The organism is Mesorhizobium sp. M2D.F.Ca.ET.226.01.1.1, from assembly GCF_004022705.2.
Lineage (GTDB): Bacteria > Pseudomonadota > Alphaproteobacteria > Rhizobiales > Rhizobiaceae > Mesorhizobium.
Map to the genome: position 1 here is coordinate 486,436 of NZ_RZOY02000003.1, position 23,160 is coordinate 509,595.

General features: G+C 63.4%; 31 protein-coding genes. 19 read left to right on the forward strand and 12 right to left on the reverse strand.

Annotated elements, in window-relative coordinates:
• Nucleotides 1-141: 141 nt before the first annotated feature.
• Genes EN869_RS09830 through EN869_RS09840 form a run of 3 tightly spaced genes read left to right on the forward strand, consistent with a single transcriptional unit; the run spans nucleotide 142 to nucleotide 1,746 of the window.
• Nucleotides 142-870 carry a DUF4142 domain-containing protein gene (locus EN869_RS09830; RefSeq protein WP_127225554.1) on the forward strand — a complete coding sequence of 243 codons (729 nt, stop codon included), beginning with the start codon at nucleotides 142-144 and terminating at the stop codon, nucleotides 868-870.
• 14 nt (nucleotides 871-884) lie between these two features.
• A complete protein-coding gene (locus EN869_RS09835; RefSeq protein ID WP_127225553.1) occupies nucleotides 885-1,484 on the forward strand; it encodes a hypothetical protein in 600 nt (199 codons plus the stop codon).
• 49 nt (nucleotides 1,485-1,533) lie between these two features.
• Nucleotides 1,534-1,746, forward strand: a complete 213-nt coding sequence (locus EN869_RS09840) for a hypothetical protein (protein ID WP_127225552.1) — start codon at nucleotides 1,534-1,536, stop codon at nucleotides 1,744-1,746.
• Nucleotides 1,747-1,773: 27 nt separating this feature from the next.
• On the opposite strand, the gene EN869_RS09845 is transcribed toward EN869_RS09840, so the two are convergent.
• From EN869_RS09845 to EN869_RS09855, 3 genes are all read right to left on the reverse strand, one after another.
• Nucleotides 1,774-2,037 carry a hypothetical protein gene (locus EN869_RS09845; protein WP_127225551.1) on the reverse strand — a complete coding sequence of 88 codons (264 nt, stop codon included), beginning with the start codon at nucleotides 2,035-2,037 and terminating at the stop codon, nucleotides 1,774-1,776.
• 260 nt (nucleotides 2,038-2,297) lie between these two features.
• Nucleotides 2,298-4,412, reverse strand: a complete 2,115-nt coding sequence (locus tag EN869_RS09850) for a catalase (RefSeq protein ID WP_127225550.1) — start codon at nucleotides 4,410-4,412, stop codon at nucleotides 2,298-2,300.
• 348 nt (nucleotides 4,413-4,760) lie between these two features.
• Nucleotides 4,761-4,949: a hypothetical protein gene (locus EN869_RS09855; RefSeq protein WP_127225549.1), complete on the reverse strand. Its 189-nt coding sequence runs from the start codon at nucleotides 4,947-4,949 to the stop codon at nucleotides 4,761-4,763.
• Nucleotides 4,950-5,180: 231 nt separating this feature from the next.
• Here EN869_RS09855 and EN869_RS09860 point away from each other — a divergent pair, with 231 nt between their 5' ends.
• The 4 genes from EN869_RS09860 to EN869_RS09875 all read left to right on the forward strand — a co-directional run bounded on the left by EN869_RS09860 (nucleotide 5,181) and on the right by EN869_RS09875 (nucleotide 9,682).
• Complete coding sequence (locus tag EN869_RS09860; protein ID WP_127225548.1) at nucleotides 5,181-6,941, forward strand: thiamine pyrophosphate-dependent enzyme; 1,761 nt, start codon at nucleotides 5,181-5,183, stop codon at nucleotides 6,939-6,941.
• A 16-nt stretch (nucleotides 6,942-6,957) separates the two neighbouring features.
• A complete protein-coding gene (locus tag EN869_RS09865) occupies nucleotides 6,958-8,949 on the forward strand; it encodes a protein-L-isoaspartate(D-aspartate) O-methyltransferase (RefSeq protein WP_127225547.1) in 1,992 nt (663 codons plus the stop codon).
• A gap of 53 nt (nucleotides 8,950-9,002) precedes the next feature.
• A complete protein-coding gene (locus EN869_RS09870; RefSeq protein ID WP_127225546.1) occupies nucleotides 9,003-9,206 on the forward strand; it encodes a hypothetical protein in 204 nt (67 codons plus the stop codon).
• Nucleotides 9,207-9,373: 167 nt separating this feature from the next.
• Nucleotides 9,374-9,682, forward strand: coding sequence for a hypothetical protein (locus EN869_RS09875; RefSeq protein ID WP_127225545.1), 309 nt, complete (start codon nucleotides 9,374-9,376; stop codon nucleotides 9,680-9,682).
• Nucleotides 9,683-9,769: 87 nt separating this feature from the next.
• On the opposite strand, the gene EN869_RS34750 is transcribed toward EN869_RS09875, so the two are convergent.
• Together EN869_RS34750 and EN869_RS09880 are read right to left on the reverse strand one after the other, a co-directional pair.
• Nucleotides 9,770-9,937 (reverse strand): hypothetical protein, encoded by a 168-nt coding sequence (locus tag EN869_RS34750; protein WP_189384626.1) that lies wholly within the window; start codon nucleotides 9,935-9,937, stop codon nucleotides 9,770-9,772.
• A 331-nt stretch (nucleotides 9,938-10,268) separates the two neighbouring features.
• Nucleotides 10,269-10,580, reverse strand: a complete 312-nt coding sequence (locus EN869_RS09880; protein WP_127225543.1) for a hypothetical protein — start codon at nucleotides 10,578-10,580, stop codon at nucleotides 10,269-10,271.
• Nucleotides 10,581-10,735: 155 nt separating this feature from the next.
• On the opposite strand from EN869_RS09880, the gene EN869_RS09885 reads away from it, so the two are divergent.
• Together EN869_RS09885 and EN869_RS34355 are read left to right on the forward strand one after the other, a co-directional pair.
• Nucleotides 10,736-10,939 (forward strand): DUF2934 domain-containing protein, encoded by a 204-nt coding sequence (locus EN869_RS09885; protein WP_127225542.1) that lies wholly within the window; start codon nucleotides 10,736-10,738, stop codon nucleotides 10,937-10,939.
• Nucleotides 10,940-10,947: 8 nt separating this feature from the next.
• Nucleotides 10,948-11,085, forward strand: a complete 138-nt coding sequence (locus EN869_RS34355; RefSeq protein ID WP_167498469.1) for a hypothetical protein — start codon at nucleotides 10,948-10,950, stop codon at nucleotides 11,083-11,085.
• Between the two features lie 14 nt (nucleotides 11,086-11,099).
• On the opposite strand, the gene EN869_RS09890 is transcribed toward EN869_RS34355, so the two are convergent.
• A complete protein-coding gene (locus EN869_RS09890; RefSeq protein ID WP_127225541.1) occupies nucleotides 11,100-11,702 on the reverse strand; it encodes a diguanylate cyclase in 603 nt (200 codons plus the stop codon).
• A 9-nt stretch (nucleotides 11,703-11,711) separates the two neighbouring features.
• Nucleotides 11,712-11,912: a hypothetical protein gene (locus tag EN869_RS09895; RefSeq protein ID WP_127225540.1), complete on the reverse strand. Its 201-nt coding sequence runs from the start codon at nucleotides 11,910-11,912 to the stop codon at nucleotides 11,712-11,714.
• A gap of 242 nt (nucleotides 11,913-12,154) precedes the next feature.
• Here EN869_RS09895 and EN869_RS09900 point away from each other — a divergent pair, with 242 nt between their 5' ends.
• The gene (locus EN869_RS09900; RefSeq protein ID WP_245489412.1) at nucleotides 12,155-12,724 is read left to right on the forward strand and encodes a response regulator; all 570 of its coding nucleotides are present in this window, start codon (nucleotides 12,155-12,157) and stop codon (nucleotides 12,722-12,724) included.
• Between the two features lie 53 nt (nucleotides 12,725-12,777).
• Here EN869_RS09900 and EN869_RS09905 read toward each other — a convergent pair whose 3' ends face one another.
• Nucleotides 12,778-13,209, reverse strand: a complete 432-nt coding sequence (locus EN869_RS09905) for a hypothetical protein (protein WP_127225538.1) — start codon at nucleotides 13,207-13,209, stop codon at nucleotides 12,778-12,780.
• Between the two features lie 337 nt (nucleotides 13,210-13,546).
• Between EN869_RS09905 and EN869_RS09910 the strand changes: the two genes are divergently transcribed.
• The 4 genes from EN869_RS09910 (at nucleotide 13,547) to EN869_RS09930 (ending at nucleotide 15,800) form a co-directional block, all read left to right on the forward strand.
• Nucleotides 13,547-14,602, forward strand: coding sequence for a chemotaxis protein CheB (locus EN869_RS09910; RefSeq protein WP_127225537.1), 1,056 nt, complete (start codon nucleotides 13,547-13,549; stop codon nucleotides 14,600-14,602).
• A 54-nt stretch (nucleotides 14,603-14,656) separates the two neighbouring features.
• Complete coding sequence (locus EN869_RS09915) at nucleotides 14,657-15,061, forward strand: chemotaxis protein CheB (RefSeq protein ID WP_127225979.1); 405 nt, start codon at nucleotides 14,657-14,659, stop codon at nucleotides 15,059-15,061.
• Between the two features lie 72 nt (nucleotides 15,062-15,133).
• A complete protein-coding gene (locus EN869_RS09920; protein ID WP_127225536.1) occupies nucleotides 15,134-15,328 on the forward strand; it encodes a hypothetical protein in 195 nt (64 codons plus the stop codon).
• A gap of 325 nt (nucleotides 15,329-15,653) precedes the next feature.
• The gene (locus tag EN869_RS09930; RefSeq protein ID WP_245489413.1) at nucleotides 15,654-15,800 is read left to right on the forward strand and encodes an HWE histidine kinase domain-containing protein; all 147 of its coding nucleotides are present in this window, start codon (nucleotides 15,654-15,656) and stop codon (nucleotides 15,798-15,800) included.
• 25 nt (nucleotides 15,801-15,825) lie between these two features.
• On the opposite strand, the gene EN869_RS09935 is transcribed toward EN869_RS09930, so the two are convergent.
• The gene (locus EN869_RS09935) at nucleotides 15,826-16,188 is read right to left on the reverse strand and encodes a response regulator (protein WP_127225533.1); all 363 of its coding nucleotides are present in this window, start codon (nucleotides 16,186-16,188) and stop codon (nucleotides 15,826-15,828) included.
• 299 nt (nucleotides 16,189-16,487) lie between these two features.
• Nucleotides 16,488-16,982 (reverse strand): hypothetical protein, encoded by a 495-nt coding sequence (locus EN869_RS09940; protein ID WP_127225532.1) that lies wholly within the window; start codon nucleotides 16,980-16,982, stop codon nucleotides 16,488-16,490.
• 206 nt (nucleotides 16,983-17,188) lie between these two features.
• On the opposite strand from EN869_RS09940, the gene EN869_RS09945 reads away from it, so the two are divergent.
• Nucleotides 17,189-17,506 (forward strand): hypothetical protein, encoded by a 318-nt coding sequence (locus tag EN869_RS09945; RefSeq protein ID WP_127225531.1) that lies wholly within the window; start codon nucleotides 17,189-17,191, stop codon nucleotides 17,504-17,506.
• Between the two features lie 263 nt (nucleotides 17,507-17,769).
• Here EN869_RS09945 and EN869_RS09950 read toward each other — a convergent pair whose 3' ends face one another.
• Nucleotides 17,770-17,976 (reverse strand): hypothetical protein, encoded by a 207-nt coding sequence (locus tag EN869_RS09950; RefSeq protein ID WP_127225530.1) that lies wholly within the window; start codon nucleotides 17,974-17,976, stop codon nucleotides 17,770-17,772.
• 167 nt (nucleotides 17,977-18,143) lie between these two features.
• Entirely contained in the window at nucleotides 18,144-18,416 is a 273-nt protein-coding gene (locus EN869_RS09955; RefSeq protein ID WP_127225529.1) for a hypothetical protein, read from the reverse strand.
• A gap of 192 nt (nucleotides 18,417-18,608) precedes the next feature.
• Between EN869_RS09955 and EN869_RS09960 the strand changes: the two genes are divergently transcribed.
• Genes EN869_RS09960 through EN869_RS09975 form a run of 4 tightly spaced genes read left to right on the forward strand, consistent with a single transcriptional unit; the run spans nucleotide 18,609 to nucleotide 23,159 of the window.
• A complete protein-coding gene (locus tag EN869_RS09960; RefSeq protein WP_127225528.1) occupies nucleotides 18,609-19,715 on the forward strand; it encodes an SDR family NAD(P)-dependent oxidoreductase in 1,107 nt (368 codons plus the stop codon).
• Entirely contained in the window at nucleotides 19,712-20,785 is a 1,074-nt protein-coding gene (locus EN869_RS09965; protein WP_127225527.1) for an NAD-dependent epimerase/dehydratase family protein, read from the forward strand. The genes EN869_RS09960 and EN869_RS09965 overlap by 4 nt, the downstream gene beginning before the upstream one ends.
• Nucleotides 20,782-22,074 carry a TIGR04295 family B12-binding domain-containing radical SAM protein gene (locus tag EN869_RS09970; RefSeq protein ID WP_127225526.1) on the forward strand — a complete coding sequence of 431 codons (1,293 nt, stop codon included), beginning with the start codon at nucleotides 20,782-20,784 and terminating at the stop codon, nucleotides 22,072-22,074. Before EN869_RS09965 ends, EN869_RS09970 begins: the two co-directional genes overlap by 4 nt.
• A complete protein-coding gene (locus EN869_RS09975) occupies nucleotides 22,059-23,159 on the forward strand; it encodes a glycosyltransferase family 4 protein (RefSeq protein WP_127225525.1) in 1,101 nt (366 codons plus the stop codon). The genes EN869_RS09970 and EN869_RS09975 overlap by 16 nt, the downstream gene beginning before the upstream one ends.
• Nucleotide 23,160: the final 1 nt, after the last annotated feature.

Genomic DNA, 23,160 nt, shown 5'->3' on the forward strand with positions numbered 1-23,160 from the left:
AGGCACCTTCGTGCCGAGCGGATTCAACCCAAATCCGCCCGGCCGGCCGGGCGATTCTATCGGGCCAAGGAAACGAAGTCCTTGGGGAACAAAGGGCCGGAATGGTGGTTCGGTGCCACCAAGACAAAGGAGCCTTGCCCCATGAGCATGCGGATATTCCTTATCCCATCGGCGACCGCCGCGCTGATGCTTGCCCTTCCTGCCTTCGCGGCCGAGGACGCGCAGACCTTCGTCAACAAGGCTGCAATCGGTGGGATGTTCGAAGTGGATTCGAGCAAGATTGCGCAGGACAATGCGAAGGATCAGCAGATCAAGGATTTCGCCAAGCGGATGATCGCCGATCACGGCGCCGCGAACGCCAAATTGCAGAAGATCGCCGGCGAGCAGAAGCTGCAGGTGTCGACGCAATCCGATGCCGAGCATAAGAGCGATCTGGAACGGCTGCAGGGCACGACAGCCTCGGTGGACCAGCCTTACGTCGAGATGCAGCGCAAGGCGCATGCGGACGCGGTTGGCCTGTTCGAGGCTTACGCCAAGGATGGAGACAATCCGGCCCTTAAATCCTTCGCGACGGAGACGCTGCCGACGCTGAAGATGCATCAGGACATGATCGAGAAGATCGCCGCCGCCAGCGCGAGCATGCCGGCGGTCAAATCGGCATCGACGCCCAAACCACCCGCTCCGGTCCCCGGCGCGAACAGCTTCACGGAAGCGCAGGCGAAAGAGCGCATCCAGGATGCCGGCTATGCGGACGTCTCCGCGCTCGCCAAGGACGAACAGGGAATCTGGCGCGGCCAGGCGACCAAGGACGGCAAGGGCATTGCCGTAGCGCTCGACTACCAGGGCAACGTGTTTGCCGGCCAACAATAGACAGGAGAACCGACATGCAAACGATCACCGCCCTGTTCGATGACTATGACGACGCCGCTGACGCCGTGGGCGAGCTGGAGTCCATCGGCGTTCCGTCATCCGACATCAGCATCATGGCCAACAATGCCCGCGGCTGGTACCGGAACACGCAATCTGCAGCAGCCGAGGATGCCGCCAGCGGCGCCGGCATCGGCGCGGTCGTGGGCGGCGCCGGCGGCCTGGCAACAGGCCTTGGCGCCATGGCCATACCGGGCGTCGGGCCGGTAGTCGCGGCCGGCTGGCTGGCGGCGACAGCCGCGGGCGCCGTCGCCGGGGCGATTGTCGGCGGCGCGGCCGGGCGCATTATCGGCAGCCTGACCGACGCCGGCGTGCCGGAGCAAGACGCGCATGTCTATGCCGAAGGCGTCCGCCGCGGCGGCACGCTGGTGACGGCTCGCGTCGAGGACGACCTCGCCTCGGAAGCCCGTGAAGTTCTCCGCAGCTCCGCGTCGGTCAACATCGCCGACCGCCGCAGCGAATACCAAGCGGACGGGTGGGCAGAATTCGATCCGGCTGCCGGCGATTATTCGGCTGACGATGTCGAGCGCGAGGCCGAGCGGCGGCGGCAAGCATGAGCGTGGTCGGCGCCAGCGGTGCAACGGCAAAGCCCGTCAGGAGTTCGGCATGAGACGGGTGCTTTTGCCGCTGCTACTGTTGCTGGTGGTCATGGCGCTTTGCTACTGGGCCTTCATTGAAGTCGACAGCGGCTCATCTTCGGCGCCATGGAAACGCACGCCCGAACAAAACCAGGGCGGGAATGCGCCGCAGGACACCTCGCCAGCAGCCGGCATCACGAAGAACCCTCAGGATGCCAGCAAGATGCCGGGCGTTCAATAACTGGCGATGTCCTCAGTTCCCTGATCGCTACTCGCGCGGGACGAATTTGTTGAAGCGGCTGGTGATGCCCTCTGCGGTCATGTCCTGGTGGACGAACGCCAGGTTGTTGTCGTCCAGGAATTTGAAGAAATCTTCCCATTCGATCGGCCTAAGATCCTCATCGCCCTCGCCGAAATCGACCCGCAGCGTCGCGGCCTTGCCCTGCGCCGCGACGACGGCAGGCCTGCCCTCGCGCGCCTCGATCCAGGCTCGAATCACTTCGTGATTTGAGGTCGTCATAGCCTCGCTCATCGCGGCCTCCTGTTGACGGTTCCCTCTCTCGAAAAAAACCCGGAAGACATCCCGCTTGTTCCCGTCGAGCCCGGTATCGGGAGGCTCGCCGCAACGGAACATCCGCATATGAAGAAGGCCCGCTGCCTGCATGCGGCAACGGGCCTTGGGCCTTGATGGGACCCTGGATCGCTGGAGGGAGGGCGATCATCTCCCGAACCGGCAGGCGCTCCAAATGTTCCGGTAAAATTCCTGCGCTGGTAACGGGTCGGATGAACACCTCAGAGTTTGACGGCATCTTCCCTCGCCCACAGCCGCAGCTTGCGGCAAGCCTCGACGAACGAGCGCGCGGAACCGCCGCCTGTGAGCTCGATGAGCCCCTCGTCCGCGTCGGCCGCCACGCCGGCGCTTGCCAGCAGAGGTCCGGCGCCCGCGACGAAGCCAATGAACTTCAGGTGCGCAAAGGCGTCGGACACGAAGTCCTTTGCCGCAGCATCCCTGGACAGCATCTCGGCGCCTTCCTGGGAAACGAGCAGCACGACCGTATCGAAAAGAACCGACGGTCCGCCGTCGATCATGTGGTTGGCTTCGATCCAGCTGCCATCGCCGGCTTCGACACCGCCCACCCGGCGCGCCACGATTTCCACCTTGGCGCCTTCCGCTTGCGCCGCATCCCTTATCGCTTGCAGAAGGCCGGAATCGATGCCGTCGCTGACGAGCACGCCGATCTTGCGACCCTTGAAGCTGTCCGGCCCGTTGTTGATGATGCTGAGCGCGGGCGACGGCTCGAGGTCATCGCGTGTCGGCACAGCCGCGTCGGCAGGCGCCGGCATTGTCTTGATGCCGAGCTTGTCGGCAACTGTGGTCGCCAGCGTCTCGTCGATGTTAAGCAGATGGGAGATCATCCGCTCGCGGATGACCGGCGTCTCGACCTTGCTCAGTTCGAATGTCAAAGCCATCGCGATGTGACGCTGCTCGGGCTCGGTCTGGCTGATGAAGAATTGGCGGGCCTGGCTGTAGTGATCGGCGAAGCTCTCCGCCCTTAGCCGGACCTTCTGCCCCTCCTCCGCATCGGCAAAGGACCGGAAGCCTTGGCTAGGCGACTCACGCGGGCCCTCGCCCCAGGAGTTCGGCTGATAGTTGGCGCGGCCGGCCGGGTTGCGCATCGCCATGTGACCATCCTGCTGGAAATGATGGAACGGGCATTTCGGCGCATTAATGGGAAGATGGGTGAAGTTGGGGCTGCCCAAGCGTTTGAGCTGCGTGTCGAGATAGGAGAAGTTGCGTCCCTGCAGCAGGGGATCGTTGGAGAAGTCGATGCCCGGCGGCACGTTCTGCGTCATGAAGGCGACCTGCTCGGTTTCGGCGAAGAAGTTCTGCGGCATGCGATCGAGAACAAGGCGGCCGACCGGCAACGGCTCGATGACCTCCTCGGGAATGATCTTGGTAGGATCGAGGATATCGAAGTCGAAACTGTCGGCGAAATCCTGGTCGAAGAGCTGCACGCACAGCTCCCACTCCGGAAAATCTCCTGACTGGACGGCGTTCCAGAGGTCGCGGCGGTGGAAATCGGGATCGGCGCCGTTGATCTTCACGGCCTCGTTCCAGACCACCGACTGCATGCCCAGCTTCGGCTTCCAGATGAATTTGACGAAGGTCGATTCATCCTTGGCGTTGACGAGACGGAACGTGTGCACGCCGAAGCCCTGCATGAACCGGAACGACCGGGGAATGGCGCGGTCGGACATGATCCACATTATCATGTGCATCGATTCCGGAGTCAGCGAGATAAAATCCCAGAAATTGTCGTGCGCGGATTGGGCCTGCGGAAATGCCCGGTCCGGCTCCTCCTTCACCGCATGGACCATATCCGGAAACCTGATCGCATCCTGGATGAAGAAGACCGGAATGTTGTTGCCGACGAGGTCCCAATTGCCCTCCTTGGTGTAGAGTTTCACGGCGAAACCCCGCACATCCCGCGCCAGGTCGAAAGACCCTTTGCTGCCGGCGACCGTCGAGAAACGGACGAAGGCGGGTGTCTTTTCGCCGGGCCGCTGGAAGATATCGGCTTTGGTGTACTTGGCGAGTGACTCGTAGGTCTCGAAGAAGCCATGGACTCCGTAGCCGCGCGCATGGACCACGCGCTCGGGGATGCGCTCATGATCGAAATGGAAGATCTTTTCGCGGAAATGAAAATCCTCGATCAGCGTGGGACCGCGTTCGCCGATCTTCAACGTGTTGTGGTCATCCGCAATCGGCGTGCCAAGCGCCGTCGTCTGCACCTCGACCTCGCCTTCGGCCACCTGATGCAGTTCGCCGCCATTGCCGCGGACAAGTTCCTGGTCGTGAATCTCAGCCACGGCTGTAGTGTCGGCCGGGGAAGCTTTCTTCGGCATTGTCGGTGTCCCTTGTGCTCGCTGAAATGATGTTGCCGAACGAGCAATCGGGGCGAATGTTCCAGCCGGTACAGCGGGGCATGTCCCGGCGTGAGCTATCTTGGAACGGCGTCCGATCCTTCCCCGGGCCCGCTTGCCTGGGAATGGTCCGGCGTTGCCCGCGAGGATGCACGGGCGAGCATGTCTCTCGGTGCCGGGATGCGAGATTTTCGGCGCCACCAGCGCGGCAGGAATTCGGCTATCAGGCTTTGAATAAGGCTCTTCATCCGATCGCCCATGGAAAGTTTCACAGGTGAACAGATGCCGGCCCCAATTGTTCCGGGTCGGCGCGATGTCGTCGGTTGAAAGTCAATTCGGACGGGACTTGCGCGCACGCAACGCGATCGCGGTGTCGAGCTTTCGCGCCAGTTCGACCATTCGGGAAGGCGCGTCCTGTTCTGCAAACGCATCCAAAGCCAGGGTTATCTCGCGCTCCACCCTCCTGGTGCGTGAAGACAACTCTTCTGGGCTGAGCACTTCATCAGCCTTCCGTGTCACTGCCTTGTCCTAACATAAGTTAACGCCAGCTATTAACTTATTGGCGGAGATAAGGTTCCCCGCCGGCGGTCTGCCAGAACGATGGGTTCTGTTGAAAGCTGTTCCACGTCGGTGCCAAGCGGCCGCCCAATGTGGTGCAACCGGTTTGTTCTGAGGCCATCAACCCACCTCGACCGGCAAGGGAACCAACGGCAACCTTGCTGGTTCGGGGGGCAACAGCGGAGCCTCGCCATGCCCAATGCAGCCGAAATCCTTGTCGACACCCTGATCGCCTGGAACGTCGAAGTCGTGTTCGGATTGCCCGGCGACGGCATCAACGGCGTCATGGAGGCGCTGCGCAAGAACCAGGACAAAATTTCTTTCGTTCAAGTGCGGCACGAGGAGTCGGCCGCGTTCATGGCTTGCGCCTACGCGAAATGGACAGGCAGGCTCGGCGTGTGCCTCGCAACGTCCGGACCCGGCGGCACCCATCTTCTCACCGGCCTCTACGACGCAAGGCTCGACCAGGCGCCGGTGCTGGCGATCACCGGCATGCAGTTCCATGACCTGATCGAGACTTTCACGCAGCAGGATGTCGATCTTACTCGCGTCTTCAACGACGTCAGCGTCTACAACGTCCAGGTCTCGGACGCTGCGCATATGGAGAACGTGGCGAGCCTCGCCTGCCGCACGGCGCTCGCCCGCAAGGGCGTCGCGCATCTTTCGATCGCCAGCGATATCCAGGAGCAGCCCGCCGACGCGGCCAAGCGATCCAAGCGCAACCGCCCGGCGCACACACCGCAGGACATGTTCGCCCCCCACTGCGTCGCGCAGGATGCGGAGTTGGACAAGGCAGCGGCCATTCTCAACGACGCCGGGCGCGTGGCGATCCTTGCGGGGCGCGGAGCGATCGGCGCGGCGGCTGAACTCGAGGAAACGGCGCGGCTGTTGCAGGCGCCGATCGCCAAGGCGTTGCTTGGCAAAGCCGTGCTGCCGGACGATCATCCCTACACCACGGGCGGCATCGGCATTCTGGGCACCTTGCCTTCGCAGGAGGCGATGGAGACGTGCGACGCCATCCTCATCGTCGGCTCGACCTTCCCTTACATCGAATATTATCCGCAGCCTGGCAAAGCGCGTGGCGTGCAGATCGATTGCGATGCGCAGCGCATCGGCCTGCGCTTCCCGGTCGAGGCCGGTCTGGTCGGCGACGCGGCCGAGACCTTGCGCGCCCTGAACAAGCGGCTGCAGCAGAAGGGCGACGGCGCATTTCTGGCGACCGCGCAGAACTCGATGCAGAAATGGCGCGAGATGATGCGGCAGTCCGAAGATGGCTTGGCCCATCCGCTCAAGCCGCAGCGCGTCGCGCGCGCCTTCGGCGAGCGCCTCGCCGAGAATACGGTGCTGGCGACCGATTCCGGCCAGAACACGGAACTTGCCGCGCGCCATGTCGATCTCCGCGCGGGACAGGCTTTCGGCGTTTCCGGCGCGCTCGCCTCCATGTCCTGCGGTTTGAGCTATGCCATCGCCGCTGGCATTGCCTTTCCCGGCCGTCCAGTCGCGGCGATCGTCGGCGATGGCGGTCTAGCCATGCAGCTCGGCGAGTTTTCCACGGCGGTGCGCTACGGTATCCCGCTGAAAGTGCTGGTCATCAAGAACAACATGCTGAATCAGATCGCCTGGGAGCAGATGATGTTCCTTGGCAACCCGCAATTCGGCTGCGAGCTGCAGCCGATCGATTTCGCCAAGGCCGCCGAGGCGATGGGCGGAAAAGGCTTCAGCATCGAGCGGGCGGAGGAGGTCGAGCGCGTGCTCGACCAGGCTTTCGCCACCAGTGGGCCGGTGATCATCGAGGCGCTCGTCGACGCCTATGAGCCGATGATGCCGCCGAAAATGCCGCTCGACTACGCCAAGAATTTTCGCAAGGCGCTGCCGCAGACTCCGGGTCGCGACCTTATTGAGGAAAACGTCGCCCGCGATCCTGCCAAGACGATGATGGAGGCTAGCGAATAGGACGGAGGACATTCACATGCTCGATCTTTCCCGCGAGCGTCGTCGGATGGTCGATGTGCATCTCAGCCGGCGCGGCATCCATGATCGGGAAATCCTGGCAGCGATGCGAGAGGTTCCGCGTGAAGTCTTCGTGAACCCAGGCTACGAGGAATTCGCCTACGAGGACGGACCGCTGCCGATCGCGGAAGGACAGACGATATCGCAGCCTTATATCGTTGCCTTCATGCTGGAGATGGCGGAAATCGGCCCAGGCGATCATGTGCTCGAGGTCGGCACAGGATCGGGCTATGCCGCCGCCGTGATGAGCCGCATCGTCGACCACGTCTACACGATCGAACGCCATGCGACACTGGCCGAGGACGCACGGCGACGCTTTCAAAAACTAGGCTACGGCAACATCGAAGTGCGGATCGGCGACGGCACCAGAGGCTGGCCCGAAGCCGCACCTTTCGACGCCATCGTGGTGGCCGCGAGCGGGCCGGGGGCGCCGCTGGCATTGCAGCAGCAGTTGGATGTCGGCGGCAGGTTGGTCATCCCGGTGGGCGACGATCCCGACGAGCAGCGGCTGCTCAAGGTGACACGCACCGGCGCATCGACCTACAGCGAGGAGGATTTCGGCGGGGTGCGCTTCGTCCCGTTGATCGGCGAACAGGGCTGGCGGGAGGAAAGCCGCCCAGCGACTGTCCGCACGACCCCGCAGGCGCGCACGCGCAGCCTGCCGGAGATGATCGCGGCGGCCGCCGAGCCGCTTTCCGACTTCGACGACCCTGCATTTGCCGAACCGTTCGACCGTTTCGCGGACCGGCGGATCGTCCTGCTCGGCGAATCCAGCCACGGCACCTCCGAATTCTACCGGGCGCGCGCGGCAATCACCAAAAGGCTGATCGAGAGGCACGGCTTCACCATCGTCGCGGTCGAGGCCGACTGGCCCGATGCAGCGGCCATCGACCGCTATGTCCGCGGCCGAGGCGCCTCGCCTGGCGCCGACCAGCCGTTCCAGCGCTTTCCAACCTGGATGTGGCGCAACACCGAGGTCGCGGCATTCGTGGAATGGCTGCGCGAGCACAATGACAAGGTCAAGGCACTGCAGCCGCAAGCAGGCTTTTATGGCCTTGACATCTACAACATGCGCGGTTCGATCGCCGCCGTCCTGGAGTATCTTGACCGCGTCGACCCGGAAGCGGCAAGGGTTGCGCGGGAGCGCTATGGCTGCCTGACGCCATGGCAGACCGAACCGTCGACCTACGGTCGTGCCGCGCTGACCAAGGGCTACCGCGAATGCGAGAAAGCGGTCCTCGAGCAGTGCCGCGACATGCTGGCGAGACAACTCGATCATGCCGGCCGGGACGGCGAGGAACTGTTCGACGCCGCGCAGAATGCCCGGCTCATCGCTTCGGCGGAGCAGTATTACCGCGCCATGTATTACGGCGGACCGCAATCCTGGAACCTGCGTGACACGCATATGTTCGAGACGCTGGGCCATGTGCTCGATGCGCAAAGCCCGAACGCGAAAGCCATCGTGTGGGCACACAATTCCCACATCGGCGATGCGCGTTACACCGAAATGGGAGTCTCGCGCGAGGAAGTGAATATCGGCCAGCTCTGCCGGCAGCGGTTCGGCGATGCCGCGGCGCTCATCGGCTTTGGCACCCACACCGGCACGGTCGCCGCGGCGACCGACTGGGACGGCGAGATGGAAGTCAAGTCGGTGCGGCCATCGCGCGAGGACAGCTACGAGCGGCTCTGCCACGACGCAGGCATCGAGCGATTCCTGCTTGACCTCGCACGCGACCCGAAGCTGCGCGACCGGCTGACCGAGAGCCGCCTGGAGCGCTTCATCGGCGTGATCTACCGGCCGGAAACCGAACTGCGCAGCCACTATGCCGACGCTTCGCTGGCGCGTCAGTTCGATGCCTTCGTCTGGTTCGATGAAACCAGCGCGGTCACGCCGCTCGGAGCCGAACACGCCGCGGAAGGCATGCCGGAAACTTATCCGTTCGGCGTCTGACGCCGGAACATTCTGCGCCGCTTCCGGTTCGAAGGGCATAACGAGGAACGACCATGAGCGGAAACCAACACCCGAAATCGAAAAAACCGAGCGATGCCGATATGAGCAATGATCCCGGCATTGGAACCTCCAAGGGTACCATCAAGGAAGGCGACGAGCTGGAGCATGGCGAGAACACAATCGAAGGTGATGTCGAGAACGACACCACCGACGCAGGTGGCATCAATCCCCGCCAGAAAATTCGAACGAATAAATAAGCTTCCTAGACCTTCGCAACCATTCTTACAAAACTGTATTGCGTATCTTCTTTGCTAGAGACGAAATTTATAAACGGTTGGGCGTTTTCGACAAGTTTTAGCGGAACATCCGGTTTGATTTCTTGTTGAACTATATCGCAATCAGGCGATCAACAGGAGATCCATCCATGATCAAACTTCTTTCCGCATCCGTTCTTGCAGTTGTCCTGGCGACTTCCGCGATGGCGCAAACGAGCGGCTCGGGCAACGGGGACGGCACCAACGGCACCGGCGCTACCACAGGCACCACTGGCACGGGCGGCGCAACGGGTACGGGCAACAGCAACGGCACGGTCGATCCAAACGCCACCAACAGCACGAACAGCACTAAGTCCAACGGCGCAAACGACCGGTGCAAGGACGCCGCCGGCAATGACATCGACAACAACACAGCCAGCGGCAATACGACGTCCAACATGCAGAACTGCAACAAGTAAGCTATCGGCCTCTTGCACGGCCTCGAGGGCCCGCCTTTGCGAGGGCGGGCTTTTTATCTTTCTGCCTTTCGGTCGAGCCGTTACAGATCACATCCCGCGGTCCGGAACGTAAAGGCAGAAAGAGCGCTGGGATCTGTTGTCGCCGCCCGGCTTGCATTCGTGGAAATATTCGTCACGCGATCGCTTGATGCGATGGTCGCTATAGGGGATCAGCTCGCCGGTCGAGAGCTGGTAACCGTATTTCGTCTCTTTCACATCCGAAGGCGGCGCCTGGTTGCAATCCACCCCGGCGCAGCAGGAAGGGTCATACTGCCAGCCTGCCGGCGCCTGGTGAGCCGATGCCGGAACACAAAGCAAGCTCACCAGGACACTTGACGTCAAAGCGAGCCATCCCCGCCGGCGGAGCGAACGTGGCCTATCGCCCGCTGCCCGTTCTCGCTGATGTTTGCTTGACGCTGTCGTGTTCATAGCCGATCCGTCGTGGTTGCGGAGGCTCCAGAGCCTCACAATCCGCCGCCGGATCGCCGGCGGCAGCAGTCCCCGAACTTAGAAGTCATAGGTATGTTCCACGACGTCGGCGCCGCCGTCATTCCTTCACATAGGCGCCGGGCTGACGGCCGCTCCTGGGCGCCTTGGCGTCCTTGGAATGCTCCGCGACTGCCGGGCCAGCGCCTGAACTCTTTTCGGTCGCGGGGCTTGGCGTCGGCTGCCGCGGCGGATTGCGGCCTTCCGACTGATGGGTCTTGTCCTCGACCTCGCCCTGTTTGCGGCTGAGGCCCGGATCGACGTGAGGTCTTTCGTTGCCGGCGGCGTCCTGCGAAAATTGGTCGCTCGGATCCGGATCGGAGTTCGCCGGATATTTTGTGGCACCTGTCTCGCGGCGGTTCTGATTGTTCATGGTTGGTCTCCATTTCTCATGGAGAAGTAACACCGGCGCGAAGGCGACGTTCCCGAACCGGCACAGCACACGGCAGCCAGGCTTCGAAGGAACAAATCTGCCGGCAATCACTTAGGCGCGGGCAGCGCCACATGTGGCGCGAAAGGAGGCTCGTCATGGACAGGGAAGAACGCATCAGGCAACGCGCTCACGAGATATGGGAGCGGGAAGGCCGTCCCGAGGGGCGCCAGCAGGAACACTGGGATCAGGCTGTCCAGGAGATCGAGTCGGAAGGCTCGGAGGCCGAGCGCGGTCCGGTGGCGCCCGATCCCGCGATTAGCGTCGGCTCGGATCCGGCCGCCAACAGGCCAGGCGGCTGAGGCCGTTGATGCGTCATATCACAATTGCGCTAGGTGTTCTGGTGATCGTCCTGGTCGCGCTCTGGGTTTGGGCTGGCCAGAAGGACGGGCGTCCGGCCGGTGGCGCCCAGCAGCCCTCGCCGCACGCTATCGACCAGAACGGCTGAGAAGATGGTTGCCTTCACCGCGTGGCGGTATCGCCGGGCTCATGGCGCCTTGCTTTGGCAGGAACGAGCCGGCCCGAGTTGGCGCGCAGGCCTCTGAAGAACTCCTCCACATAGGGCAGCAGTTCGAAGAGCACGATAACGATCATCACGACGGCAATATATGCCACCGGCAGTTGCTGATGTTTCCAGGTCAGGTCGAAGCGAGCCGTTTCCGGTCCGGCGCCGAACAGGGCCAGGAACTGGCGCCAATGCAGCGCCACGACGATGACCAGCCCCATCAGCGGGATCATCTCCAGGAAGCTGTGGACATGCTGCTCGATCGGGCCGACCGTCCGCGCCGTGGTCGCGTAGCGCACATCCCACATCGCCGTCGCTTCATGAACGAAGAAGGCGACGATCATTACGGCGATGACCAAGGCGTTCACCTCGAGGAACATCGCTGCAAGCAGCGGGATCCCCACCTCTGCGAACATCAGCAAATGGATCAGCGATTCCTTCGCACCTGTCGTGGATTCGATGTGAGTGGCGCGGTGGCAGAGCCAGTCGGCAAAGCCCGCGATCAGCCACACCGGCAAGATGAAATACATCAGGATGAGGACCATCGGATCGGCAAGCACGACTGATTCCTACCTGCCGCCATTGTTCGTGTCGCGCTTCAGCTTTGCCGCCTCGCGATAAAGCACCTCCGGATCGTTGCCGTATTTCAGGATCAGCGCCAGCGCCAATCCGCTTGCAATTCCCGCTCTCTGCGTCAGGTCGCGGACACGTTCGGCATTCTCACGCTCGTTGTCGTTCCTGGAAGCTTCGCCGTGCGATATCATGTTCATGGTTCCGAGCCGAGCTCCGCCTCATGCCGAACCGCAGGCCGGCGGAATGGTTCCATACCTGCCGGATCGGATCGAAGCGCATGCAGCGAACAGCCGGAACGGTTCACCTTTCGCTGCGTTCTAGCATCTGGCTTCCCTGCGACCTCATCGTCATGCGCGCCGGTATCGGCGCAGCAGGGTCTGCGGCTGCGAATGCGAGTTGACGGAGCTTGCGTGTGCGAAACCTCAGGGGACTTCGCCTCTTGATCGCGGAAGACGAGTGGCTGCTCGCCAGCGATCTGGCGACCTTCTTCGCCGACATGGGGGCCATCATTCTCGGGCCGGTGGCGACGGTGGAGCAGGCCGGACGGCACGCGAAAGCAGCCGAGGCCGCGATTCTGGACATCGACCTGCATGGCCGCAAGGTTTTCCCGGTTGCGGACGAACTGATGCGGCGCAACGTGCCCTTCGTGTTCTTCAGCGGATATGACGAGATCGCCATCCCCGAGCATTTGCGTTTTGCAAGCCGCCTGAGCAAGTCGTCGAACCGTGCCACCGTGATCGATGCGCTGTTCCCCCCGGAGCCCTGTACCCAGCCCATTGCGCGTCCGCCATCCACGGCGGAAGACGTCGTCGCGCTGCTGCCCAAGCTCCGGCTCACCGCGCGCCTGCTGCTGGACGATCCCGGCGCTTCCGATCGTCTTGTGGAGCATACTCTTGAGAGGGCGCTTGAGGATATCGACAACAGGCCCGCGGATTCGTCCATCGCCGACTGGCTGAACACGATCATGCGCAGGATGGCGCAGTTGCGCGGAGCCTCTCTTCTGCACTGACCATCGGCAGCCGAGCCGCCGGCGACCTGCGTTCGCCGGGCGACCGGTCTGTCTCAATGCGTGAAACGGCTTCTGAGCCAGCCGAGGATCGGGTTGCCTCTAATGATCCGGCGGACCCGGGCGGCGGCCCAGCTTGCCTGCATCGTCGCGCCGGTATGGCAGCTGCAGACGACATCATGCAATTGCCAATCGGAGAGTTCGAAGAAGCGCTTCGCCTCGCCATAGGTGTCCGACCGCAACCCGGCCGCGCGCAGCAGCGGATCGTCGAACGCAATCGCGAGCGCCGATCCGTCCGCCCGCACCCGTTCGCGAACCCCGGGATCGACATATTCGGTGCCAGTCAGCGCCGAGAGACAGCGCTGCGGATTGCGGTCGAGAAGTTCCGCCCACCGCTCGATCCGTTGCGTTCTCGTTGCAAGGGGAATCAATCCAAGCCGGTCGACGATCGCCACTGATTGAAGTTCGTAAGAGGTCTGATGCTTCATAGCTGTCTCCTGTGGTTCTTGGTGGCACATCCGCATCGCGGCGCGGCAAGTCATGCCGGACCTGAAGCCCACGCCTGCGAGGGACAGGCGCGGGCCGATCAGGTGTTGCCCACCCGTCTTCAACAGACGCCTGGCACGGCGTCTGAGGCGAACCCGAACTGCCAGCGATCTCCTATGTTCCACCCCTCTTCGGTAACGACAGACAGGCGCTGAATCAGCAGTAATGGAACATCCGCGCAGATTGCATTGTTAAAGACCTGACCGGTCGCTGAACCGCGATGGCGCCATATCCGGAACGGAACGGTTCTTACAGCCCAATCTGGAGGCTCGTCGCGGAATGGCCCGGTACCTGGCCCCATCGAACAACCACAACATCATCGTCATCGGCGCGTCGGCCGGCGGGATCGAACCGTTGAAGCGGATCGTCGGCGATCTGCCCGCCGATCTACCGGCCGCCGTGTTCGTCGCGGTGCATGTCGGCCAGGTCAGTTATCTGCCGCAGATCCTCGACCGCGCCGGCACGCTTGCAGCGCAGCCGGCCAGGAATGGGGAAACGTTCAGGAGGGGCTGCATCTATGTGGCGCCTCCCGGTTTCCATCTTCTCCTTCACGATGGCCATATGATGCTGCGGCGCGGTCCACGCGAAAACCTTGCCCGGCCGGCCATCGATCCGCTGTTCCGTTCGGCGGCGCTGAGCTACGGCGCCAGTGTCATCGGCGTGCTGCTGTCGGGCTCGCTCTCCGACGGCACCGTCGGATTAAGGGCCGTCAAGGCCGTCGGCGGGGTGGCGGTCGTCCAGCATCCTAACGACGCGCCGGTGCCGTCCATGGTGGAAAGCGCGCTGCGTTATGTCGAGATCGACCACTGCGTGCCCTCCGCGGAGCTCGGCGCCTTGCTGGCAAGGCTGGCGGCGGAGCCGGCCGGCGAAACCTTCGCGGCACCACCAACGGTCAGATTGGAAGCGGCGATCGCCGCGCAGGAGCATTCGACCATGAAAGAAGCGGATCGATTTGGCGAGTTGTCGGTGTTTACATGTCCGGAATGCCATGGACCGCTATGGGAGATCGAAGACGGTGACATGCTGCGCTATCGGTGCCATACCGGGCACGCTTTCACCGCCGACGCGGTCATGGAGGCGCAGGCGATCGAGACGGACGAGATGCTGTGGAGCCTGCTGCGCGCACATCAGCAGCGGGCGGAATTTGCCCGGCGCATGGCCGAGCGGGAGAAGATGCGGCATCGCGCCGAGCTTGCCAGTCAGTTCGGCGCGCGGGCGAAGGAATATGAAGCGGATGCCGCCGTTATCGAGCGCATCCTTGAGAGCAGGCGAGCACGGTTAAGCGGCAATGGCGCGGGCGGCGAAGAAGGCAAGCACACAGAGAGCGAGGGCTAGCGCGCGCGAAGCCGCAAAGCCGGCCGCTCCCTTCCCAATTATCGGCATTGGCGCATCGGCGGGCGGCATCGCAGCCCTGCAAAGGTTCTTCCACAGGTGCCGGCAGATAGCGGCTTTGCCTATGTGGTCATTCAGCACCTCGACGCCGAGCATGAAAGCGTGCTCACCAGCATCATCCGGCGCTCCACTGCGATCGAAACCCAAACCGCGGCCGAAGGCATGGAGATCGAGTCCGACAAGATCTACGTCACGCCTCCCGGTGTGTCGGTGACGCTGCGTGACCAGCGCTTTCAGGTGGCCAGGATGGCCGCGACGCGCGTCAGGCGCACGCCGGTCGACGATTTCTTCACCTCATCTGGCGGAGGAGCAGTCGAAGTCTGCGGCGGGCATCATCCTGTCCGGGACGGGCAGCGACGGCACGATCGGGCTCAGGACCATCAAGGAAACGCGGCGGCCTGACCTTGGCGCAAGAAAGTGCCGAATATGACGGCATGATGCGCAGCGCCGTCCAGAGTGCTTCTCGCGGAGGAAATGGCGGGCAAGGTGGTCGGCTATTTCCGCCACTCCAATCATACCGAAAGCGAACGCGACCGCCGCAAGCGCGATGTCGCCGAACAGCTTTCACGCATCGCGGCGCTGCTGCGCGTGCGGACCGGCCACGATTTCAGCGGTTACAAGGACAACTCGATCCTGCGGCGCATCCAGCGCCGCATGCAGGTACCGTAGATCGATGACCCGACCGCGTTCTACGAGCGGCTGCGCGACGAGCCGCAGCAGGTGGACCTTCTGTACCAGGCCTCTTGATCGGCGTCACCAGCTTCTTCCGCGACGAGCACGCCTTCGAGTCCTGGAAAGGCTGGTCATTCCCCGGCTGTTCGAGAGCCGCAAGCCCGACGAGACGATCCGCGTATGGGTGCCGGGCTACGCCACGGGCGAAGAGGCCTATTCGATCGCCAGCTCCTGAAGGAGAGCGCGCCGCGCGGCGCCGCCTCGCCCAATCTGCAGATCTTCGCCACCGACATCGACGCCATCGCCGCCCCTGGTCGACGTTTTGAGCCACAAGGAGGCCGAGGGCAGCCAGGAAAGGCTGCTACACGAGTTGCAGCACCGCGTGAAGAACATCCTGGCCACGATCACCGCGCTGACGTCGCGCATGGTGCGCACGCGGTTCCGCAAAGGCGACGCCGCGCCAGGCTGAAATGGGTTTTGGCTCGCTGCCTCGTCTATTGTTCGGCGCGATTCCCAACCAGCTGGCTCGCCAGTTCGACAAGATGCCGGATCGGCGCCGGCTTGGGCAGGTAGGGCGCGCCGTGAAAGATCGGCGACTGGAACTCCGGATCGTAGCCTGAATGGATGACGAAGGGCACGCCCGCCTCCTTGAGGCGGGCCGCGGCAACGCCTCGCTGGCCGTCAAGCAGCTGGATATCGATGATGGCAACGTCCGGCTTGTGATCGTCCAGCCAAGCCGCGGCTGCTCGCTCGGACGCCACGCAGGCCGCCTCGAAGCCGCGCTCCTTCAGGCCATTCGCCACGTCCGACGCGATCAAATATTCGTCTTCGATAATCAGCGCCAAGGGCGCACGCATTTCCACCTCCGTCAGCGTGTAATGCCCCTCCTCGGCCGAGGCTCGCGACAGGTCTCATCATGTCCCCGGGGGAAGCGCAGGGTGTGTTCCCGCGGATTGGTTGCGGCGCTGCCGAGGGGGTTTGGACCGGCCTGCTCCCTGTCGAGGGAAAGCTCGATCACGTCCGGGTCCGCCAACGCGGCGCGCGCCTCGAAAAGGCGAAGAAATTCAGGTCTGAGCCCATCGCCTCGTGAGCTTGCAAGCGCATGCAGTGACATGAGGGAGCGCATCATCATACCTTTCACAGACCCCGCCTTCCCTCACATCGCAGCGGTTGCCCTTTCCTGCCTTGCTTCTTCGAAATCGACAGACACGACGACGCTGCCGTCGCTGCCACGAACCCGAACCGCCCAGCCGTCCTGGCGGGATTCTGCCGCATCGTCGAGCAGATCGATCGCGGAGCGCAGCGCTTCGTGCCGGACAGCTTCCAGGTCGGGCAACTCGACGCCCTCAAGCCGTCTCACACTGCCATCCTCGCGATATTCGAATGTATACGGACCCTGGCTAGTATCGGTCGGCCTCTCGGTGCCCGGCCGGCCTGCGTCCACCTTTCCGTCCGGTCGGTCCCCTTCAGCCGGGTAGCCGAACGCCGCGCACTGAAGCATCATCTCCCTGGCGCGATCGACAAGCGCGGCATCGCCGAGCAACGGGTCGGACACGACCATGGTGACAGCGATGTTTTCCCCGCCCTCGCCAACAAAGTCGACTGTCACGCCTTTGGGATTTGCATGGATCGTCGTGTCGAGAACTTGCATTGCTGCCTCTGTGTCCTGGCATCGATAAAAAGCTCCCCTGATCCCGAAAGTTCCGTCCGAATTCAGGAATCGAATTCCGAAACCGGGGCCAACGCTCGCGCAGCGCCCGCGATGAGTGCGAAGGCTGCATTAATTCCATTGGTCCTTTGACGACCGGTTGGAACAGCGGGGCCGGATGCAGGTTTGGGGAACAAAGGAGACGCCGAATGCCACCCAACCAACGCACACCAGCCGAAGCGCGCGGCGAAATCCAGGCCGGCAGGGCGCAGGACAAGACCCCGGGCTTCGACCCGGCGGCAGCACCGCAGGAAGCGGACGCCGAGGCGGGCGATGTCCCGACCTCCGCTGCGCCGGCCGCGCCGCACAAACCGAACTTCACCAACCAGGCGAGTTTTGCCAACGCGATGCGACCTCCGGAGAACGCCCCAGGCCTTGAGCCGCGCAGGAACGGGCCGGTCCTGGTCATCGTGGCGCTGGTCGTCGTGGCCGCAGTCGCCTTTCTGTTTGCCGCAGCCTTCCGCTAACCGCGAAAGGGAACATCACTCCTCGTTCCGGGTTCGAAAGCGCGTTCGATAACGCAAGGAGGTTTTGCGATGCGGAGCTTGAAAAGTTTGTTTCGCCATCTGTGGCGGTGGAAAGCACGGTCCACAACGGACCCGTCTCCCGTGGACGCCATCGTGCGGCTGCTGCGCGACGCCGAAAAGCAGGGCGGGTCTCGGCGGCGTTTGAATTGAGGATTGCCCCTCGGGGGTGATGTCGCCGGATGAGCAAGCGGCCGCGGGGGGGGTCAATCCTCGTCAAAGATATGCTCGTGAATGATGCCAAGGATCTGGAGTTTCACCGTTTCCCGCGCTTCGGGCTTCACGAACGGCATCAGCAGATCGACCGTTTCCTCCACCCGTCGCGGCAGGTCGGCGCTCGGATCGCTCAGATAGCTTCCATGGGCATAGAGGTTTTCGGTCAGCTTCTTGTTCAGGTCGGCAAAGAGTCCCATCGCGATTGCTCCTTTGCCGATCCAACAGCCGAGCGCCCGCGCGGTTCCTTTGCGTGGAAGAGCAGGATGCAGGTCGTCGCGCCGATGTCACCTAGGCGGCACGTTGGCCGAACAGCATGCAGTTGCAGGGCCTCCCCCCAACCGCACGATGACACCAGCTTCTCGAGCTAGTTCTTCTGGTTGCGCTCGACGAATTTGTTGAAGCGGCTCGTTCCGCCTTTGCCAGCTTCATCCTGATGCAGGAAGGCGAGATCGTTCTCGTCGAAAATGCGGAAGAATTCGTCCCACTCGATCGGTTCCAGCGTGTCTTCGGGTTCTCCGAAATCGATGCGCAGGATGCCGCCCTCGCCTTTCGTACGCACGACGGCCGGCCGGCCGTCCCGTTCTTCCACCCATTTCCGGATCTCGTCGTGATTGGTGGTCGTCTTGGCCTCGGACATGGATTTCCCTTTCTCGCAGCGAGGATTGGTGAGCGGTCCTAACAGCAGCCAACAGCCAATGTTCCAGCGGACTGCGCAGCTGCAGATTGCACAGCCCTTGTCCAAGCTGCGGCGGGAACTTTGTTGAAGCAGGGAACAAACCTTTTGCCGCGCAGTTCGGGGCGCCGAAGCAAAATCCGCAAGGGAGTCATCGTGAAACGCGTATTGGTTACGGGAGGTTGCGGCTTCATCGGCCGCCACGTCGCCCAGGAGCTCACTAACCATGGCTATCAGGTGCGCCTGCTCGACGCGCTTGTCGATCAGGTGCACGGCGCCGAAGCCATCAATCTTCCGAGCGGAGCCGAGCTGATCAAGGGCGACGTGCGCGATCGGAATGCGGTCGCCGAGGCGGTTTCGGATGTCGACGCGGTCATCCACCTGGCGGCCGAGGTCGGCGTCGGCCAGTCCATGTACGAGATCGCCCGCTATGTCGGCACCAACGATCTCGGCACCGCGGTGCTGCTCGAGGCACTCATCAAGAAGCCGGTTGAACGGATCATCGTGGCGTCCTCCATGAGCATCTATGGCGAAGGCCTCTACCGAACTGCGGACGGCGAGCGGATCGACAATGCGCGACGCAAAGCCACCGACATTCGGGACGGCCTGTGGGATCTCAGATCGGCATCAGGCGAAACCCTGTCGCCGGTTCCGACCGACGAGGAGAAGCGGCCGGATCTCGCCTCGATCTATGCGCTGACCAAATACGCGCAGGAGCGCGCCGTGCTGATCTTCGGCCAGGCCTATGGCATCGACGCCGTGGCGCTGCGCCTCTTCAACGTCTTCGGCGCCGGACAGGCGCTTTCCAATCCCTATACCGGCGTTCTCGCCAACTTCGCCTCGCGCCTCGCCAGCGGCAAGCAGCCGACGATCTTCGAGGACGGCGAACAGAAGCGCGACTTCGTGCATGTGCGCGATGTCGCCGCCGCGTTCCGGCTGGCGCTTGAGCAACGCCAGGCCGCCGGGCATGCCATCAATATCGGCAGTGGCCACGCTTATTCGATCAGCGAAGTGGCCCGTCTTCTTGCCAAGGCGATGGGCATCCCCAAGCGCCCGCCTGAAATCCTGGGCAAGGCGCGCTCGGGCGACATCCGCAACTGCTTCGCCGACATTGCCAAGGCGCGCGAACTGCTTGGCTTCGAACCCAAGCATCGTCTGGAAAATTCGCTCGGCGAATTCGCCGCCTGGGTTCGCAACAGCGTCGTCGTCGACCGCGGCGCCGACATGCGGCGCGAGCTGGAAGAGCGGGGATTGGTCTCATGACCCAGACGCACCGTCATGCTCGCAAGGCGCCCGTGGCCGTTATCGGCGGCAGCGGTTTCATTGGCTCCAACCTGGCCGACAGCCTGTTGTCCGATGGCGAGAGGGTGCTGGTCGTCGACAATCTCAGCCGGCCAGGCGTCGATCAGAATCTCGACTGGCTGGCGCAGAAGCACGGCGATCGGCTGGTCGCCGAAATCGTCGACATACGCGATCTGAGCGCGTTGGCCACAGCGTTGGCGCCGGCCAAAGCGATTTTCCATCTGGCCGCTCAGACAGCGGTGACGACTAGCCTGACCGATCCTGCTGAAGACTTCGACATCAACCTCAAGGGCACGTTCAACGTGCTGGAAGTGGCCCGCGGCACCGGAATTCCCGTGGTCTTCGCCAGCACCAACAAGGTCTATGGCAGCCTGCCCCAGATCACGGTGCGGCAAGCCGACGATCACTATGCACCGTTCGACGACGAGGTGCGTACGAGCGGCGTCGATGAGAAGGTCGGCCTTGATTTCTGCACGCCATACGGCTGCTCGAAGGGTGCGGCCGATCAGTATGTGCTCGACTATTCCAAGTCCTATGGCTTGCCGACGGCGGTACTGCGTATGAGCTGCATCTACGGGCCGCGCCAGTTCGGCACCGAGGACCAGGGCTGGGTCGCGCATTTTGTTCTCAGCGCGCTGTCGGGCCGGCCGATTACGGTTTACGGCGACGGCAGGCAGGTGCGTGACATCTTGCATGTGTCCGATGCCGTGACTGCCTATCGCGGCGTGCTCGCCAGGATCGAGGACCTCAAGGGCCAGGCGTTCAATCTGGGCGGCGGCCCACGCAACGCGATCAGCCTGCGCGTGCTGCTGGCGGAGATCGCCGACATGACCGGCAGCGACATCGCGATCCGCCACGACAGCGAGCGCGTCGGCGATCAGCCCTTCTTCGTCGCCGACACGCGCAAGCTGCAAGCAGCGATCGGCTGGCAGGCGCATGTCCCATGGCGCGAGGGCGTCTGCGACCTCGCCAGCTGGCTGCTGCGGCATCGGCTCCAATCGCCTCCAGAAGCCACGAGGTACGTCGCATGAAAGTCGCCTTGGTCAATCCGTTCTGGACGTATGAGCACAGCATCTATTTCGGCTGCCGTCAGCCGCATCTGCCGCTGGAGCTCGGCTATTCGAAGGCAATGCTGGAAGCCGACGGGCACGACGTGCTGATGCTGGATGGACAATTGCAGACCCTCGACAACGCGGCGCTCGCCGAACGCGTCGCTGCCTTCGCGCCGGACATGACGGTGGTGACCACCGCGCCGACCTATCTGTTCTGGCGCTGCGCGCCGCCGGAGCTGCGCGTTCCCGGGGAATTTCTCGGCCATCTCGCCGGACGCGGTGGTCGAACCGTGGCGGTTGGACCGCATGGCTCGGCGACGCCGGCCCCGACCTTGCGCAAGCTCGGCGTCGATGTCGTCGTGCGCGGTGAATGCGAGGAGGTCGTGGCAGAGCTCGGACGGCAAGGCGACTGGAGCAAGGTTGCGCATACGGCCCGCCTCCAAGGCGGGGGTCTGACCTGCAACGGCGGCGTTCATGCCAGCCCGTTCGTCGATCATCCGGAGCTCACCTGGCCGTCCGATTGGATCGCGGCGCATGGCCATCACCACCACAGGTTCGATACCGTCCAGAAGGGCGCCGGCGCCGAGGTAGAGGCCTCGCGCGGCTGCCCCTACAATTGCAGCTTTTGCGCCAAGATCGATTTTCGCGATGCCTATCGGCGCAGGAAACACGACGCCGTCGTGGCCGAGATCGACGGGCTGATCGCGCAAGGGGTCGGCTACATCTATTTCATCGACGAGATCTTCCTGCCGCAGAAGGCGCTGCTGGAAGCGCTGGTCGATCGCGACGTCCAGTTCGGCGTCCAGACACGCATCGACCTGTGGAAGCCGGAACCGCTGGAACTGCTCGGCGCGGCCGGCTGCGTCTCGATCGAAGCCGGCCTCGAGAGCCTGACCGTCGAGGGCCGCGCGATGCTTGCCAAGCGCTGCCGGCTGGACACAGAGGATCTCGCTGCGCTTCTCATCGACGCCCGCCGCAACGTGCCTTTCGTCCAAGCCAATCTGATCGGCGTCGTCGAAGACGATCCGGCGCTGGTGGATTATTGGCGCAAGCACCTCATCGATCACGGCGTCTGGGCGAACGAGCCCGTGCCGCTCTATCCCTATCCGAGCTCTCCAAGCTACCGCGAACTCTGGGGCGAACCCGATGACCTCGCCTGGGAGCGCGCGCATGAGCACTACCTCGCCTCCTTCCGCTCCTTCAGCGACATCCAGGACCAGCGCCCGCATGCGCTGGCTGAGTTGGAGTCCTCATGCTGCAATCACTGATCCATTGTCCGCGGCGCATCCTGATGACGACCGACGCCGTCGGCGGGGTGTGGCGCTATTGCCTCGACCTGGCGCGCGAGCTGGCGGCCGGCGGCGACAGCATCGTGCTTGCCGGGCTAGGACCCGAACCTTCTCCGGAGCAAGCACGAGAGGCGCGGTCTTTCGCCACGCTGGTTTGGCTGAAATGCCCGCCGGACTGGTTGACGCGCGACGAAGACGATCTCCGCCGTTTGCCTGGCGAGTTGCAGACCCTTGCCGAGACCTATGCGATCGATCTCGTCCATCTCAATGCGCCGACGCAAGCGGCCGGGCTTGATCTCGCATGTCCTATCGTCGCGGTCTCGCATTCATGCGTGGCGACGTGGCTGCACGCGGTGCGCGGGCAGGCGCCGGCGGACGATTGGTCCTGGCAGCGAGATCGCAACAGGGCCGGATTCGATCGCGCCGACGTCGTCGTCGCTCCGAGCCGAAGCCATGCCGAGATGCTCCAAGCCTGCTACGGCGCGATCGCAGGGTTGGGCGTCGTGCATAATGGCGCCCTGCCAGGTCCGAGGCCGGGGCGGCGCGAGCCTTTTGTCTTCGCTGCCGCACGCTGGTGGGACGAGGGCAAGGATGCGGCATCGCTCGACGCCGCTGCCGCGCTCTGCGATTGGCCCGTTCAGGCCGCCGGTCCGCTCGCCGGCCCCGACGGACAGCGCGCCCGTTTCGACAACTGCGTCTCGCTCGGTTCAATCGACCACCGCGAGGTTCGTCGCCTGATGAGGCGAGCCGGCATCTTCGTTTCAACTTCCATCTACGAGCCTTTTGGGCTGGCCGCCTTGGAGGCCGCGCTTTCGGCCACGCCGCTGGTGCTCGCCGATATCGCGACCTACCGCGAGATCTGGGATGGCGCGGCCATGTTCTTCCATCCGCGCGATCCACATGCCCTGGCCGGCTGCATCGAGAACCTGTCCCGCGACGAAAGCTTGCGGCGCAAGCTCGGCAGGCGCGCCGCGCGGCAGGCACGCAACTTCTCGCTGGGCAAACAGGTGAGGATGATGCGTGACATCTACAACCAGGCGGCGCTGACCGCGGCGGGGTGTTGAT